The following is a 15,962-nucleotide window of genomic DNA, read 5'->3' as shown; positions in this document are numbered from 1 at the left end:
TGGAGGGAAGTGGAGTACAGTGGAGCGCGATGGCGGAGCCGGGGGGCTCGGCCGGCCCCGGGGGGACCGTTCGCGGTGGGAAGGGGTGGTTGTCCGTGTTTCTGGGCACCCACACTCCTCGCCTGGACGAAAAGGGCCGGTTGATCCTGCCGGCCAAGTTTCGGGACGAGCTGGCGGGAGGTGTCGTGATCACCAAGGGACAGGAGCGCTGCCTCTACGTGTTCCCCGGCGCCGAATTCGCCCGGATCGCCGAACAGCTTCGCGCCACACCGATGACGAACAAGGCGGCCCGCGCCTACGGCCGGGTGTTCTTCGCCAGCGCCCACGACGAGGTTCCCGACCGCCAGGGCCGGGTCACCATCCCGCAGCATCTGCGCGAGTATGCCGGGCTGGACCGCGACCTCGTGGTGATCGGGGCGAGCACCCGGGTGGAGATCTGGGACCGCCAGGCGTGGGACACCTACCTCGCCGAGAGCGAAGAGGACTTCGCGGGCATCGAGGAGGGGGTGCTGCCGGGAGGGCTGTGAGATCCCTGCAGCAACCGACTTTGAGGCCGCCGTACCGGCAGCTCTCCAGCCGCTCAGAGTTTCTCGAAGTCCTGACGCCACTTCCCCGGCGCCAGGGCGGAGGGGCGGATGGGGAGCTGGCGGTACGGCGCTCGCGCACGTGAGCACGTTTTGGGGAGTACCACGGCGGGACCGCGAATCCCGCCGCCGGCAGGGGGGCGACGATGGGGGAGCGGGACGTTCACGTGCCCGTGCTGCTCGAGCGCTGCCTCGAGCTGCTCGCCCCCGCGCTGGCCCGGCCGGGAGCGTTGTACCTCGACGCCACCCTCGGCCTCGGCGGCCACGCCGAGGCCGTGCTCCGCGCGCACCCGCAGGCCCGGCTGCTGGGCCTGGACCGCGACCCGCAGGCCCTCGGCCTCGCGGCGAAGCGGCTGGCACCGTTCGCCGACCGGATCCGCCTCGTGCACGCCGTCTACGACGAGCTGCCCGAGGTCCTCGGCGGCGAGCGGATCGACGCCGGACTGTTCGACCTGGGCGTGTCGTCGATGCAGCTCGACGACGCCGGGCGGGGGTTCGCCTACGCCCAGGACGCACCGCTGGACATGCGCATGGACCAGACGCGCGGCACGACCGCGGCCGAGGTGCTCAACACCTACAGCCACGGCGAGCTGGCCCGGGTCCTGCGCGTCTACGGGGAGGAGAAGTTCGCCTCCCGCATCGCCGCGTCCATCGTCCGGGAGCGTGAGAAGACGCCGCTGACGAGCTCGGCCCGCCTTGCCGAACTCGTCCGTGACGCCATCCCCGCGCCCGCCCGGCGCACCGGCGGTCACCCGGCCAAACGCACCTTCCAGGCGCTGCGCATCGAGGTCAACCGCGAGCTCGCGGTCCTCGAGTCGGCGATCCCCGCGGCGCTCGACGCGCTGCGGCCCGGGGGGCGGCTGGTCGTGCTGTCGTACCACTCACTCGAGGACCGCCTCGTCAAACAGGCGATCACGGAACGGACCCGCTCGACCGTCCCGGTCGAGCTGCCGTTCGAGCCGCCCGGCAGCGAACCGGAGCTGCGGGCGCTCACCCGGGGGGCCGAGCTCTCCGGCGCGGCCGAAACAGCGGCCAACCCGCGCGCGGCGTCGGTTCGGCTCCGCGCGGTGGAACGCAAGCCAGGCCCGAATCCGTCTGGAGTTCGGGCAGACACACTGGGGGAGGTGTGATGAACGTGACGACACTGCCGGCTGACCGGCAGGGAAGGAGTCAGCGCAGTGCACCGCGGTCGGGGGGCCGGACCACGGGGCGCGACGCTGAGCAGTTCGAGGCGCGACGGGACCCACAGATCGACGGTGCGACGGCACTGCAGCCGCAGTACGAGCCGGAGCCCGAGACCGAGCACGCAACCAGGTCCGCCCAGCCGTCGACCCAGCCCGCCCGACCGGGGCGGGAGGGCCGTCTGCGGGTGGCACCACCGGCACCGGTCAGTGCGCCGCGGGCGCCCTTCGTGGCGCTGGTGCTGGTGCTGGTGCTCTCGGGCGTCGTGGGCATCCTGGTGCTCAACACCCGGATCGCCGAGAACGCGTTCAAGCTCGACGCGCTGAAGACCAAGCAGGCGGGCCTCGACCGCGACGAGGAGCGGCTGCGCAGCGATCTGGCCAACAAGGAGTCGCCGGTGACGCTCGCGTCGCGGGCGAAGCAGCTGGGGCTCGTGCCCTCGCGCACGCCGGCGTTCCTGGTGCTGCCCGACGGCACCAAGCTGGAGATGCCCGGGCCGAGCAAGTAACCAAGCGATTCCACCAAGTCCAGAGCGGGATCCACTGTGGATCCACTGTGGACGCGAACGGAAGTCAGGACCATGGCTGGCGACACTCCTGATCGGCGGGGCGGCGAGCGGCGCGGGGGCGCCGGGCGCCGGGAGACCACCGAGCGCGGGAGCGGCGCCGGCCGGCAGCGAACGGGCGGTCGCGCCGGTGCGGGGGGTACCGGTGCCTCCGCCCGTTCCCGTTCGGGCGGGGCGGCCGACGAGCCGCCGCTGCGCGGGACGATGTCCGAGGCGAAGCGGTACACGCCGCGCGGGCGCTCCGTGCGCGACGCCTCGGTCGACGCGGGCGGGCGCGGGGACCCGTTCCGCCCCGCCCTGGAGGTGATCCAGGGCGGGCGCAGCGAGCAGCCGCGGCGCGCGAGCCGCCGCCCCGCGGCGCCCGAACCCGAGCCCGACCCGATCGACCTGGACCGGGAGGAGCCGGCGCCGCGGCAGCGGCGCACCCCGCCCGCCCGCAAGCCCGCGAACCCGGCCGGCCGCAAGGCCGCGAACCCGCCGCTGCGCAGGGTGGCGAACCCGCGCAAGGCCCCCGCCAAGCGCATCCCGGTGCGCAAGAAGCAGAGCCGGGTGAGCGTGCCCCGGCTCAAGCGCCGCCCCGGCCTGCCCAAGCTCGCCGAACCGCGCCGCCGCCTGCGCCTGGCCACCGTGCTCGCGCTGGTGCTGTTCGCCGCGATCGGCGTGCGCCTGGTGCAGCTGCAGCTGACGGACGCGAGCGCCTACGCCGCCGAGGGGCTCAAGGACCGCCTCGTGCGCGCCGTGCTGCCGGCCTCGCGCGGCGCCATCCTGGACCGCAACGGCAAGATCCTGGTGCACTCGGTCGAGACCCGCTACGTCGCCGTCGACCCGATGGCGGTGAAGGACCCCGAGGCGCTGGCCGACAAGCTCTTCACGATCCTGGACAAGTACGGCGTCCTGCGCTCCGACCTCGTGCGCAAGATGACCCCGCACAAGGCCGCCGACGGCCGGACCAACGTGCGCTTCGAATACCTCGTGCACCAGATCGAGCCGGCCGACGGCGACCGCATCGAGGGGCTGCACGTCGGCGCGCTCAAGGTCGACCGCGACGAGCGCCGCGAGATCCCCGGCTACGACCTGGCCTCGAACATCATCGGCTTCACGTCCAAGCCCGACCTGAACGGGCAGATGGGCATCGAGAAGCAGTACGACTCGGTGCTGCGCGGCGTCGACGGGCTGCACGTGTACGAGCACGGCGAGGGCGACCTCGACAAGCCGCTGCCCTACGGCTACGAGGAGCTCAAGCCGGCCCGCCCGGGCAGCAACGTGGAGCTCACCATCGACCAGGACCTGCAGTTCTCGGTGCAGAGCGCCCTCGCCGAGCGGATGGAGCCGCTGAAGGCCGACTTTGCCACGGCCGTCGTGCTCGACGCGCGCACGATGGAGGTGATGGCGATGGCCAGCTACCCGTCCTTCGCCGCCGCCGACCCGGGCCGCAGCGACCCGAACCTGCTCAAGGACCAGTGCACCGCGACGGTCTTCGACCCCGGTTCGATCCACAAGGCGATCGTCATGGGCGCCGCGCTCCAGGAGGGGATCATCACCCCGGGCACGGCGGTCACGGTGAACTCGAAGGTGAAGAAGGGCGACACCACCTACACCGATCACCCGCCGCAGCGCGACGGTACGCAGATGACCATCCCGGGCATCCTGGCGCTGTCGTCCAACGTCGGCACCATCGCGGTCGCGGACCAGCTGGGCAAGGACAAGCTGTACGAGTACCAGCAGAAGTTCGGCCTCGGTCAGCGCACCGGCGTCGGGCTGCCCAACGAGTCGCCCGGCCAGCTCCTGCCGCCGAACCAGTGGACCGGCTCCAGCCCGGGCTCGATCCCGATCGGCAACGGTGTGGCCACGACGGCCCTGCAGATGGCGGCGGTGTACGGCACGATCGCCAACGACGGCCTCTACGTCCAGCCGACCCTGGTGAAGAAGATCATCGGGCCCGACGGCACCGTGACGAAGCCGCCGGCCCAGCAGACCCGCCGGGTGCTCGACCCCAAGGTCGCGCAGGAGCTGCGGGTGATGCTCGAGGGCGTGACCACGCTCGACGACGCCACCGGCAAGCAGGCGGCGATCCCGGGGTACCGCATCGCCGGCAAGACCGGCACCTCGAAGCTGCCCCAGAACGGCGGCTACGCCCCCGGCGACGTCGTGTCGTTCATCGGCATGGCCCCGGCCGAGGCACCGCGCTACGTGATCGCGGTGAACGCCCACGTGCCCGGCGGCGCCGGCGGCTCGGTGGCCGCGCCGGCGTTCAAGGAGATGATGGCGCTCACCCTGTCCACGTTCGGGGTCACCCCGACCGGCACCGAGCCGCCGAAGCTGACGATCTACCCGTGACACCGGCTCCGGGGCTTCGCGGACGGGCGGGTAGGGTCTGACCCCGTGCCCGGCTATCCCCGTCCGCGGAATGTCCGCCCCACGCTCATCGGTGAGCTGGGCGGCGGCTCGGAAGATGTTGCGGTCACGGGGGTGACGCACAGTAGCTCCGCGGTACTGCCGGGTGATCTTTATGCCGCATTGCCGGGAGCCAGGGTGCACGGGGCGCAGTTCATCCCCGAGGCGCTCGAGCGCGGCGCGGTCGCGGTGCTCACCGACCCCGCCGGGGTGCGCCCCGACGCCGGGGTCCCGTTCATCGTCGTGGACAGGCCCCGGGACGTGCTCGGCGACGTCGCCTCCAAGGTGTACGGCGAGCCGACCCGCCGGCTGACCACCATCGGCGTCACCGGCACCGCGGGCAAGACCTCGACCACCTACCTCATCGAGGCCGGGCTGCGCGCCGCCGGCCAGGTCACGGGCCTCATCGGCACCGTCGAGACCCGGCTGGGCGACCTGACCGTCAAGAGCATCCGCACCACCCCCGAGGCGACCGACCTGCACGCCCTCTTCGCCGCGGCGCTCGAGCGCGGCGTGCAGTCGGTGGCCATGGAGGTCTCCAGCCACGCCCTCGAGGTCGGCCGGGTCGGCGGGGTCCGCTTCGCCGCCGCCGGCTTCACCAACTTCGGCATGGACCACCTCGACTTCCACCCGTCGGTGGACGCCTACTTCGCGGCCAAGGCGCGCCTGTTCGACGGCCGCGCCGCCGTGGAGATCCTCAACTTCGACGATGTGTCGGTAATGCGACTGCGCAAGCCCGGGTCGTGGACCTACTCCATTGCTGGTGACGAAGCCGACTTCAGTGTCTCCGGCGTGACCACCGCCGGCTACGGCCAGGCGTTCGACGTGCATTGGCGCGGACGGACGGCGCGTTCGGGCGTGCAGCTGCCCGGGCGGCACAACGTGGCCAACGCGCTGCTCGCCGTCGCCTCCCTCGTCGCCGTCGGCGTCGACCTCGACGTCGCGGCCCGGGCCGTGGCCGAGGCGCCGGGCTCGCCCGGGCGCATGGAGCGCGTCGAGGCCCCCGGCGAGGTCGTCGGCGTCGTGGACTACGCGCACAAGCCCGACGCCATGGTCGAGGTCCTCAAGGCCCTGCGCACCCTCGCGGCCTCGCGCGGCGGCCGGGTGCTCTGTGTCGTCGGGGCCGGTGGCGACCGGGACCGCGGCAAGCGCCCGCTCATGGGCCGGGCCGCCGCCGACGGGGCCGACCTCGTGATCGTCACCGACGACAACCCGCGCACCGAGGACCCGGCCGCGATCCGTGCCGAGGTGCTCGCCGGGGCCGCGGGCGGCCCGGCCGAGGTGGTGGAGATCGGCGGGCGGCGCGACGCCATCGCCCACGCGGTCGCGCAGGCCAAGCCCGGCGACGTGGTCGCGCTGCTGGGCAAGGGGCACGAGACGGGCCAGGAGGTGGGCGGCGAGGTGCTCCCGTTCGACGACCGGGTGGAGCTGGCCGCCGCGCTGGCGGAGGCGGCCTCATGATCGCGCTGACGCTGGCCGGGATCGCCGCGATCGTCGGTGGCGAGCTGCACGGCGGCGGCGGGGACGCGGTGGTCGACGGCAGCGTGGAGTACGACTCCCGCAAGATCGGTCCCGGGAGCCTCTTCGTGGCCTTCGCGGGCGCGAAGGTCGACGCCCACGAGTTCGCCGCCAAGGCGATGGCCGACGGCGCCGCCGGAGTCCTCGGCAGCCGGCCCGTGCCCGGGGTGCCCGTCGTCGTCGTGGACGACCCCCGCCACGCGCTCGGGCTGCTGGCCCGCGCGGTGCTCGACCGGCTGCACGCCGAGGCGGACATCACCGTCGTCGCGCTCACCGGCTCCTCGGGCAAGACCAGCACCAAGGACCTCGTCGCCCGGCTGCTCGCCACGCAGGGCCCGACCGTGGCCACCGCCGGCTCGGAGAACAACGAGCTCGGCACGCCGTACACGGTGCTCAAGGCCGACGAGCACACCCGCTTCCTCGTGCTCGAGATGGGCGCGCGGGGGATCGGGCACCTCAAGTACCTCTGCGAGATCGCCCCGCCGGACGTCGTCGTCGAGCTCAACGTGGGCGTCGCGCACATCGCCGAGTTCGGCTCGGTCGACGGCATCGCGCAGGCCAAGGGCGAGCTGGTCGAGGCGCTCGGCCCCGGCGGCGTCGCGGTGCTCAACGCCGACGACGAGCGGGTCCGGGCCATGGCCGGGCGCACCACGGGCCGCGTCGTGCTGGCCGGCGAGGCCGCCGACGCGCAGGTGCGCGCGACCGACGTCGTGGCCCTGGACCGCGGCCGGTTCGGCTTCACCCTCACCGTCCCCGGCGCGGCGCCCGTCCCGGTCCGCCTCGGCGTCGCGGGACGCCACAGCGTCGGCAACGCGTTACTCGCCGCGGCCGTCGCGACGCTGGCGGGCCTCGAGCCGGCCGCGATCGCGGCGGGACTCGGCGATCTCGAGGGTTTGTCGACCCGAAGGATGGATGTCTTCGACCGTGCCGACGATGTCACGGTCATCGACGACTCGTTCAACGCCAACCCGGCGTCCATGGCGGCCGCGCTGCGCGCGCTCGTCGCGGTGGCCGGCGGGCGGCGCAAGATCGCCGTGCTCGGCTTCATGGCGGAGCTCGGCGGGTACGAGCGAGCCGGACACGAGGAGGTCGGTCGTCTCGCCGCGGAGCTCGGCGTCGACCGTCTCGTGGCCGTCAGCGAGCAGGCCGCGCCGATCCTGACCGGAGCGGCCGCCGTGGCGAGTTGGGGAGGAGACTCGGTGCTCGTGACCGATCAGGAGGCCGCCGTGGCGCTGCTGCGCGCCGAGCTGCTTCCACGCGACGTGGTCCTGGTCAAGGGATCGCGCTACCGGACCTGGGACGTCGCCGACGCCCTGCGCACGGAAGATTTCCGCAAGTGAGGGCCGTCTTCGTCGCGGCCTTCGTCGCGTTTCTCATCTCGCTGTTCGGCACGCCGATCGCGATCAAGTACTTCACCCGCCTGAAGGCCGACCAGCCCATCCGCTCCGAGGGCCCGCAGACCCACCTCGGCAAGAAGGGCACGCCGACCATGGGCGGCGTGGTGTTCATCTTCGCCACGCTGGTCGCCTACACCGGCGGGCACATCGCGCTCACCACGCTGCCCGACGCCCAGCTGCGCCCGGCCGGCCCGACGGCCACCGCCGTCGTGCTGCTGGGCCTGTTCGTCTTCACCGGCCTGCTGGGCTTCCTCGACGACTACCTCAAGGTCGCCAAGCGCAACAGCGACGGCCTGAACAAGCGGGGCAAGCTCATCGGCCAGGCGCTCATCGGCGCCATCTTCGGCGCGATCGCGCTCTACGTCTCCGCCGACAAGACCGGCCGCCAGGACGTCACCACCGTGGCCAGCCCGAAGCTGTCGTGGGTGCACGACATCGACTGGCTGAACATCGGCAAGATCGCCGCGGTGATCTTCTTCGTGTTCGTGGTCATGTCGATGTCCAACGCGGTCAACCTGACCGACGGCCTCGACGGCCTCGCGACCGGCACGTCGATCCTGGTGCTGATCAGCTACATGGCGATCGCCTTCTGGCAGTACCGGCACTGGTGCGCCGACCCGTCGTACCAGGCCCCCTACTGCTACGACGTGCGCGACCCGCTGGAGATGGCCCTGATCGCCGGGGCCGCCGTCGGCGCGCTCGTCGGTTTCCTGTGGTGGAACACGTCCCCGGCCCGCATCTTCATGGGCGACACCGGCTCCATGGCGCTGGGCTCGCTCATCGCCGGGCTCGCGGTGGCCACGAAGACCATCCTGCTGCTGCCGCTGCTGGGCCTGCTCTTCGTGATCATCGTGGTGACCTGGGTCATGCAGATCGGGTCGTACCGCACCACCGGCAAACGCATCTTCCGGATGGTCCCGCTCCAGCACCACTTCGAGCTGGCCGGATGGAGCGAGGTCAACATCGTGGTCCGGTTCTGGATCATCTCCGGCCTCGGCGTCGCGGCGGCCCTCGGGCTCTTCGCCGCCGACTTCCTGCGTGTGATGAGCGGCGCCTCCTAAGGCACATCCCGACGGCGCGTCGCGGCCGCCCGGCCGCGGCGCAGCCGGAATGATGGGCGGCATGAGGAGCGACGGGGAGGAAGTTCCGAACGAGGGCGGCTGGCTCGCCAACCTGGTCGGGTCGCTGCGGGGTCTGCTGGACCGTCCGCTCGCCTCCTACTACCTGCTGCTGTCCAGCGTCGGCCTGCTCGTGTTCATCGGCCTGGTCATGGTGTTCTCGGTGACCAGCGTCAACAGCTACGCGACCACGGGCAGTCCGTTCACCTCGATCGCCAAGCAGGCGCTCTCGGCCGTGGTCGGCCTGCTGGCGTTCTGGGTGTGCCAGCGGCTGCCGGTGCGCACGTTCCGCGCCGTGGCCATCCCGATGCTGATCGCCTCGATCGTGCTCATGTGCTTCGTGGACCTGATGGGCTGGCTGTCGGGCCGCCGCGCCCCCGACGGGCAGAGCGCGTCGGCGATCCATCTCGGGCCGATCTGGGTCGAGGACCTGTGGCTGCACGTCGGCGGCTTCCAGATCCAGCCGGCCGAGCTGGCCAAGATCGCGCTCGTGGTCTGGGGCGCCGACCTGCTCGTGCGCAAGGGCCGCACCATCATGACCTGGCGCGAGCTGGCCATGCCGCTGTTCCCGGTGACCATCCTGCTGCTGCTCCTCGTGGGCTACAACGACCTCGGCTCGATGATCTGCATGGTGGTGCTGTTCACCGGGCTGCTGTGGGCGGCCGGGGCCCGGCTGCCGGTCTTCGGCTGGCTCGGCGGGTTCTTCCTCGCGGGCGTGGTCGCGCTCATCCTGCTGCCGGCCAAGAAGGACTACCGGCTGGACCGGCTCAAGGTCTTCTTCGACCCGAGCATCGACCCGGACGCGAAGGCGGGGCGGTACCAGTACCTGCGCGGCCTGTGGGCGGTCTCCGACGGCGGCTGGTTCGGCGTCGGCCTCGGCCAGGGCCAGCTCAAGTGGGGCCGGCTGCCCAACGCGCACAACGACTTCATCTTCGCCATCGTCGCCGAGGAGCTCGGCGTGGTCGGCTGCATGGTCGTGCTGCTGCTGTTCGGCATGCTCACCTACACCGGCCTGCGCATCGCCCGCCGCGTCGAGGACCCGTTCCGCCGCCTGGTCGCCGCGGCGATCACGATCTGGTTCGTCGGCCAGGCGATCATCAACATCGGCGGCGTCGTCGGCCTGATGCCGATCACCGGCCTGCCGCTGCCGTTCATCTCCGACGGCGGCAGCGCCCTGGTCGTCGCGCTCGGCGCGGCCGGCATCCTCACGTCGGCGGCCCGCGCCGAGCCGGACTGCGCGCGAGCCATGCACGCCCGTCCGCCGCGGAAATGGGTGCGACTACTCTGGGCGCCGTTGCCGCCGCTTCCGCGCGCTCGCGAGGACGACGACGGCACGGACCCTTCGACACGCACGACGGGCCGGCCCACCTTCGCGGGGTCGCCCCGCGGAAGGAGCACCTGATGGCAGCGCTGCGCTCGGTGGTGCTGGCCGGCGGAGGCACCGGCGGGCACATCTATCCGCTGCTGGCCTTCGCCGACTGCCTGCGCAGGCACGACCCCGACGTCCGCATCACGTGTCTGGGCTCGGCGAGCGGCATGGAGAACGACCTCATCCCGCGCGCCGGCTACGACCTGCGGCACGTCCCGGCCTACCAACTGCCGCGCTCGGTGAACATGAACCTGGTGCGCACCCCGGACCGGATGTGGAGGGCGGCGAAGGCGGCCCGCGCGATCCTGGACGAGGTCAACGCCGACGCCGTGGTCGGCTTCGGGGGGTACGTGTCCGTCCCGGCCTACCTGGCCGCCTGGCGGCGCAAGACGCCCAGCGTGATCCACGAGGTCAACGTCCCGATGGGCGTGGCCAACAAGATGGCCATGCGGTTCACCAAGAACGTCGTGCTCGGCTTCCCCCACCAGGCCCGGCAGATGCCGGCCGTGGCGGACGCGCCAGTGGTCGGGGTGCCGCTGCGGCAGAGCATCACCACCCTGGACCGGGCTGCCCGCCGCGCCGAGGCCCGCCGCTATTTCGGCCTCGACCCCAATCTTCCGACGCTGTTCGTCTTCGGTGCATCTTCGGGCGCCCGCTCGATCAACAACGCGGTGGCCGGCGCGGCCAAGGCGATCACCTCGGCCGGCGTGCAGGTGCTGCACATCGTCGGGGCCCGAAACGAGGACTTCGACATCCCGGCCGGCCTGCCCGCGCCGTACGTGCGGATCAAGTTCCTCTCCGAGATGGAGCTCGGCTACGCCGCCGGTGACCTGGCGATCTGCCGCGGCGGCGCGATCACCTGCGCCGAGACCGCGGCGATCGGCATCCCGGCGGTCTACGTGCCGCTGCCCTGGGGCAACGGCGAGCAGCGGCGCAACGCCCTGCCGGTGGTCGAGGCCGGCGGCGGCCTGATCGTCGAGGACGGCGACCTGTCGCCCGAATACGTGGCCCAGCAGATCGTCCCGCTGGTGCGCGACGGCGCCCGGCTCGAGGCGATGAGCCGCGCGGCCGCCGGATACGGGCGCCGCGACGGCGACGAGGCCCTTCGTCGGTACCTCCTGAAGGTGGTCGGAGCATGAGCGGTACGGAGCGAAGCGGCGCCCGGTCTGGGTCGATCGTCGCGAAGCACCATCGAGCCAGATCGGGTGTTGTGGCCGCTCATCAGGAGCGCAGGGCGGAGCTCAGGCCGGCGCCGGAGCTTGCGGAGGTGACGGCATGAGCACGGGGATTACCGCGGAAGAGCTCGGCAAGGTGCATCTCGTCGGGGTCGGCGGGGTCGGCATGAGCGGGCTCGCCCGCCTGCTGCTCACCCGCGGCATCCCGACCTCGGGCAGCGAGCTCAAGGAGTGGCCCCACCTGGCCGCCCTCAAGGCCCTCGGCGGCACGATCTACCGCACCCACGAGCCGTCCAACCTCGACGGCGTGGACACGGTCGTCTACTCCACCGCCATCCCCAAGGACCACATCGAGCTCGTCACCGCCCGCGAGCGGGGCCTGCGCCTGCTGCACCGCTCCGAGGCCCTGGCCGCGACCATGAACGGCCGGCGCGCCGTGGCCGTGGCCGGCACGCACGGCAAGACGACCACCACCTCGATGATCACGCTGATCCTCCAGCACGCCGGGCTCGACCCGTCGTTCGTGATCGGCGGGGAGATCTCCGCGATCGGCTCCAGCGCCCACCACGGCAGCGGCGAGCTGTTCGTGGCCGAGGCCGACGAGAGCGACCGCTCGTTCCTGCTCTACTCCCCGCACGTCGCGCTCGTCACCAACATCGACGCCGACCACCTCAACACGTACGGCGACCTGCAGGGCCTCGAGGACGCGTTCGTCGAGTTCTGCGGCCGGGTCGAGCCGGGCGGGTTCGTGGTCACGTGCGCCGACGACCCGGGCGCGATGCGGATGGCGGTGCGGGCCCGGGCGGCCGGCGCCGACATCGTCACCTACGGCACCGCGCCCGACGCCGACCTGCGCATCAGCGAGGTCCGCTCGTCCGTGCACGGGGTGCGCTACATGGCCCACCACGACGGGGTGCCGCTGGGCGAGGTGTTCCTGCCGGTGCCGGGCGCGCACCTGGGCCTCAACTCGGCCGGGGCGATCCTCACCGCGCTGCGGCTGGGCGTGCCGGCCGAGACGGCGATCGAGAGCCTGGCGACGTTCCCGGGCGTGCGCCGCCGCTTCGAGTTCAAGGGCACCGAGGGTGGGGTGCGGGTCTACGACGAGTACGCGTACCACCCGGTGCCGATCGCGGCGGCCCTGCGCACGCTGCGCGAGGTGGCCGGCGACGGGCGGCTCGTGGTGGTGTTCCAGCCGTACCGGGTGTACCGCACCCGCGACTTCCAGGCCGAGATCGCGGAGGGCCTCTCGCTCGCCGACGAGGCCGTGATCATGGAGGTCTTCGGCCCCGGCGAGGTGCGCGAGCCCGGCGAGGGCGGCGTCGCGCTGACCGCGGCGGTGAGCCTGCCCGACGCGCAGAAGGTGTTCGTGCCGTCGTGGGAGGACGTGCCCGGCGAGGTGGTGGCCCGCGTCCGCGAGGGCGACGTGGTCGTCACGATGGGCGCACCGCCGATCTCGCTCATGGGCGACGAGCTGCTCGCCGCGCTCAAGGGCGGGGACGAGCCGGACGAGTACGTGGGCCGGCACTCGCGGGCCGACGACTGACGGTAAGGACTGATCGCCGGTGAGCCAGACGCGCGGATGGCGGCTCGTCCTGGCCCCCCGCGATGCGCCGCCGTCGGTGCGGCTCTTCGCGGCCCGGGCCCGGCGGCACCGCCTCCGCGCGGCGCTGCCCTGGCTCGTGGCGCTGGGGCTCGTGGCGCTGCTCGGCGGGGCGGCGGCGGTGGTGTACCTCACCCCGGCCCTCGGCGTCGAGCGCATCGAGGTCGCCGGCGCCGGCGTGCTCGACCCGGCGTCGGTGCGCGCGGCCGCCGCCGTGCGCGACGGCACCCCGATGCCGCGGGTGGACGTGCGCGCGGTCGAGCGCCGCGTGCGCGAGGCGCTCAAGCCGGTGCGCACCGTGCAGGTCCAGACGCACTACCCGCACACCCTCGCGATCGCGGTGACCGAGCGCACCGCGGTCGCGGCCGTGCCCAAGGTCGGCGGCTTCACGCTGCTCGACGCCGAGGGGGTGGCGTTCCTGCCGGTCGACGCCGCGCCGCCGGGCCTGCCGATGGTCCGTGTCGCCCAGCCCGAGCCCGGCGACGCCACCACCGAGAGTGCCCTGACCGTGCTGGCCGCGCTCTCCCCGCCGGTGCTCGCGCAGATGACGGCGCTGGTCGCCGAGTCGCCGACCCGGATCAAGCTGGAGCTGACCGGAGATCGGGTCGTGCTGTGGGGCGACGCCACCCAGAACGCGGCCAAGGTGCGGGTCCTGGAGCGCACGACGATCGAGCCGGGGCGCACCCTCGACGTGAGCGCGCCCGGCGTCGTACTGGAGAAGTGAGCCCGGACAAGTGGGCACCTGCCCGTCACACCGGGCTCGCCGCGGCCGTTAGGAATTCGACGGCGTCGCAGGCGAATCGCCCGACACGCCGGGGCACGGTCCTTGGATCACGACAGTCGGGCCCTTACCTTGCGATAAGGCATTAGTTGACATAACTATAAGCCTCTAGTAAAGGGTGAGGGTTTGCGGGACCCCCATCCGCTGCGTTCGCATTGGCGGACGCCGCCCGTCACGGGGTCGGGCTCGGGACAGGTCCCTCAGGGATCGGACCGGGATTCATCGCTCGGCACCGGACAGGATCGGCGCTCGCCAACCTCGAAAGGAAAGGTGGTCCGATGACACATCCGCACAACTATCTCGCGGTCATCAAGGTCGTCGGCATCGGCGGCGGCGGGGTCAATGCCGTCAATCGCATGATCGAGGTTGGCCTCAAGGGCGTCGAGTTCATCGCGATCAACACCGACGCCCAGGCACTGCTGATGAGCGACGCCGACGTCAAGCTCGACGTCGGCCGGGAACTGACCCGCGGGCTGGGTGCGGGCGCCAATCCCGATGTCGGCAAGAATGCGGCCGAAGACCACCGCGACGAGATCGAAGAGGTGCTCAAGGGCGCCGACATGGTCTTCGTCACCTGTGGCGAGGGCGGCGGGACTGGCACCGGCGGCGCGCCCGTCGTGGCCAACATCGCGCGGAAGCTCGGCGCGCTGACCATCGGCGTGGTCACCCGGCCGTTCTCGTTCGAGGGCAAGCGCCGGCAGGTGCAGGCCGAGGCGGGCATCGAGGAGCTGCGCAACCAGTGCGACACGCTCATCGTGATCCCCAACGACCGGCTCCTGGCGCTCGGTGACCGCGGCATCAGCATGATGGACGCGTTCCGCCAGGCCGACCAGGTGCTGCTCTCCGGTGTGCAGGGCATCACCGATCTGATCACCACGCCCGGCCTCATCAACCTCGACTTCGCCGACGTCAAGAGCGTCATGAGCGGAGCCGGGAGCGCGCTCATGGGCATCGGCAGCGCCCGCGGCGACAACCGCGCGGTCGAGGCCGCCGAGTCGGCCATCTCCAGCCCGCTGCTGGAGCAGAGCATGGACGGCGCGCGCGGCGTGCTGCTGTCCATCGCCGGCGGTTCCGACCTGGGCCTGTTCGAGATCAACGACGCGGCGCAGCTGGTCACCGACGCCGCCCACCCGGACGCGAACATCATCTTCGGCGCGGTCATCGACGACGCGCTCGGCGACGAGGTGCGCGTCACGGTCATCGCGGCCGGCTTCGACGGGGGCGCCCCGGCGTACCGCCCGATCGAGGCGCGGGCCCCGCGCACGCCGCACGGCCCGCAGCACAGCCAGCCCAAGGAGCCGGCCCCGCAGGAGCGCCAGGCCCCGCCGCCGCCCCGGCGGGTCCTGTTCGACGACGTCGACGTGCCCGACTTTCTGAAGAACGGTGCGTGATTGATCACGGCGTAACCTCTGCTTGAATTGGGTAGGCCGCAAGAGCGGCCTGCCCAATCGCCGTTTTCAGGAGGTTTTCGTGGACGTGCGGACCGAGCAGATCGCGGCCAATCTCGCCTCGGTGCGGGAGCGGATCGCCGCGGCCTGCCACGCCGCCGGACGCGAGCCGGAATCGGTCACCCTGGTGGCCATCACGAAGACCTACCCGGCGCAGGACGTGGCCCGGCTGGCCGAGCTGGGCGTGCGTGACGTCGGCGAGAATCGGGACCAGGAGGCGGCCCCCAAGGCCGCCGCCGTGCCCGGCCTGCGCTGGCACTTCGTCGGGCAGCTGCAACGCAACAAGGCGCGCTCGGTGGCCGGCTACGCCGATGTCGTGCACTCCGTGGACAGCCTGCGCCTGGTGGACGCCCTGGCCGACGCCGTGCTCAAGGCCGGGCGGGAGACCCCGCTGGGGGCGCTGGTGCAGGTCAGCCTGGACGACGACGAGCACCGCGGCGGTGCGCTCACGGGACAGGTCGAGAAGGTCGCCGAGGCGATCGCGGCCAGCCCCGGCCTCGCCCTGCGCGGGGTCATGGCGGTCGCGCCGCTGGGCTGGGAGCCGGACGAGGCATTCGCCCGGCTCGAGGCGATCGCGGCGCGCATTCGTCAGCGTTTTTCCGGTCCGGACGGTGCGGCGGACTGGATTTCGGCGGGTATGAGCGACGATCTCGAATCCGCGATTCTGCACGGCTCGACACACGTTCGTGTCGGCAGCGCATTGCTCGGAAAACGCACCCCGCTGGGGTAGCCTGGCCCGCGGGAACGGAAAACTACACGGGTGTGGTTCTGCGCCGGCGGGGCGGTGTCGCACAACGTGATCGGTGGCACCGACAACGGGGGGAAGTGCCG

12 protein-coding genes and 1 pseudogene are annotated in these 15,962 nt (G+C 72.2%); all 13 read left to right on the top strand.

Translation table 11 applies throughout. The annotated features are described in order from the left end of the window. Window positions 1-95: 95 nt before the first annotated feature. Window positions 96-527 carry a division/cell wall cluster transcriptional repressor MraZ gene (gene mraZ, locus ABT369_RS23235; protein WP_350615145.1) on the top strand — a complete coding sequence of 144 codons (432 nt, stop codon included), beginning with the start codon at window positions 96-98 and terminating at the stop codon, window positions 525-527. Window positions 528-730: 203 nt separating this feature from the next. Then, window positions 731-1,660 (top strand): annotated as a pseudogene (gene rsmH, locus ABT369_RS23230) (16S rRNA (cytosine(1402)-N(4))-methyltransferase RsmH); the annotation flags it as partial. Window positions 1,661-1,953: 293 nt separating this feature from the next. Then, on the top strand, window positions 1,954-2,274 hold the full coding sequence (gene ftsL / locus ABT369_RS23225; protein ID WP_350614825.1) for a cell division protein FtsL: 321 nt from the start codon (window positions 1,954-1,956) through the stop codon (window positions 2,272-2,274). A gap of 261 nt (window positions 2,275-2,535) precedes the next feature. Then, window positions 2,536-4,668 carry a peptidoglycan D,D-transpeptidase FtsI family protein gene (locus ABT369_RS23220; RefSeq protein WP_350614823.1) on the top strand — a complete coding sequence of 711 codons (2,133 nt, stop codon included), beginning with the start codon at window positions 2,536-2,538 and terminating at the stop codon, window positions 4,666-4,668. A gap of 45 nt (window positions 4,669-4,713) precedes the next feature. Beyond that, window positions 4,714-6,186, top strand: coding sequence for a UDP-N-acetylmuramoyl-L-alanyl-D-glutamate--2,6-diaminopimelate ligase (locus ABT369_RS23215; protein WP_350614822.1), 1,473 nt, complete (start codon window positions 4,714-4,716; stop codon window positions 6,184-6,186). Beyond that, window positions 6,183-7,583 (top strand): UDP-N-acetylmuramoyl-tripeptide--D-alanyl-D-alanine ligase, encoded by a 1,401-nt coding sequence (locus tag ABT369_RS23210; RefSeq protein ID WP_350614821.1) that lies wholly within the window; start codon window positions 6,183-6,185, stop codon window positions 7,581-7,583. Before ABT369_RS23215 ends, ABT369_RS23210 begins: the two co-directional genes overlap by 4 nt. Continuing rightward, the gene (gene mraY, locus ABT369_RS23205) at window positions 7,580-8,701 is read left to right on the top strand and encodes a phospho-N-acetylmuramoyl-pentapeptide-transferase (RefSeq protein WP_350614819.1); all 1,122 of its coding nucleotides are present in this window, start codon (window positions 7,580-7,582) and stop codon (window positions 8,699-8,701) included. Before ABT369_RS23210 ends, mraY begins: the two co-directional genes overlap by 4 nt. Window positions 8,702-8,762: 61 nt before the next feature. Continuing rightward, window positions 8,763-10,160 carry an FtsW/RodA/SpoVE family cell cycle protein gene (locus ABT369_RS23200; protein ID WP_350614817.1) on the top strand — a complete coding sequence of 466 codons (1,398 nt, stop codon included), beginning with the start codon at window positions 8,763-8,765 and terminating at the stop codon, window positions 10,158-10,160. Beyond that, window positions 10,160-11,266 (top strand): undecaprenyldiphospho-muramoylpentapeptide beta-N-acetylglucosaminyltransferase, encoded by a 1,107-nt coding sequence (murG, locus tag ABT369_RS23195; RefSeq protein ID WP_350614815.1) that lies wholly within the window; start codon window positions 10,160-10,162, stop codon window positions 11,264-11,266. Before ABT369_RS23200 ends, murG begins: the two co-directional genes overlap by 1 nt. A 136-nt stretch (window positions 11,267-11,402) precedes the next feature. Continuing rightward, complete coding sequence (gene murC, locus ABT369_RS23190; RefSeq protein ID WP_350614814.1) at window positions 11,403-12,845, top strand: UDP-N-acetylmuramate--L-alanine ligase; 1,443 nt, start codon at window positions 11,403-11,405, stop codon at window positions 12,843-12,845. Window positions 12,846-12,864: 19 nt separating this feature from the next. Further along, window positions 12,865-13,626 (top strand): cell division protein FtsQ/DivIB, encoded by a 762-nt coding sequence (locus ABT369_RS23185; RefSeq protein WP_350614813.1) that lies wholly within the window; start codon window positions 12,865-12,867, stop codon window positions 13,624-13,626. 335 nt (window positions 13,627-13,961) lie between these two features. Next, window positions 13,962-15,074, top strand: coding sequence for a cell division protein FtsZ (gene ftsZ, locus ABT369_RS23180; RefSeq protein ID WP_350614811.1), 1,113 nt, complete (start codon window positions 13,962-13,964; stop codon window positions 15,072-15,074). 79 nt (window positions 15,075-15,153) lie between these two features. Further along, a complete protein-coding gene (locus ABT369_RS23175) occupies window positions 15,154-15,861 on the top strand; it encodes a YggS family pyridoxal phosphate-dependent enzyme (protein WP_350614809.1) in 708 nt (235 codons plus the stop codon). Window positions 15,862-15,962: the final 101 nt, after the last annotated feature.

Origin of the sequence: Dactylosporangium sp. NPDC000244, assembly GCF_040300725.1 — a bacterium.
In the GTDB taxonomy this organism is placed as follows: Bacteria; Actinomycetota; Actinomycetes; order Mycobacteriales; family Micromonosporaceae; genus Dactylosporangium.
The sequence above is the reverse complement of the archived record's forward strand: the minus strand, read 5'-3'. Positions and strand labels throughout refer to the sequence as shown.

Coding starts and splice junctions, on each gene's coding strand:
- ABT369_RS23220 (WP_350614823.1), top strand. CDS start 2,536: ATGTCCGAGGCGAAGCGGTACACGCCGCGCGGGCGCTCCGTGCGCGAC.
- murC (WP_350614814.1), top strand. CDS start 11,403: ATGAGCACGGGGATTACCGCGGAAGAGCTCGGCAAGGTGCATCTCGTC.
- ftsZ (WP_350614811.1), top strand. CDS start 13,962: ATGACACATCCGCACAACTATCTCGCGGTCATCAAGGTCGTCGGCATC.
- ABT369_RS23210 (WP_350614821.1), top strand. CDS start 6,183: ATGATCGCGCTGACGCTGGCCGGGATCGCCGCGATCGTCGGTGGCGAG.
- murG (WP_350614815.1), top strand. CDS start 10,160: ATGGCAGCGCTGCGCTCGGTGGTGCTGGCCGGCGGAGGCACCGGCGGG.
- ABT369_RS23200 (WP_350614817.1), top strand. CDS start 8,763: ATGAGGAGCGACGGGGAGGAAGTTCCGAACGAGGGCGGCTGGCTCGCC.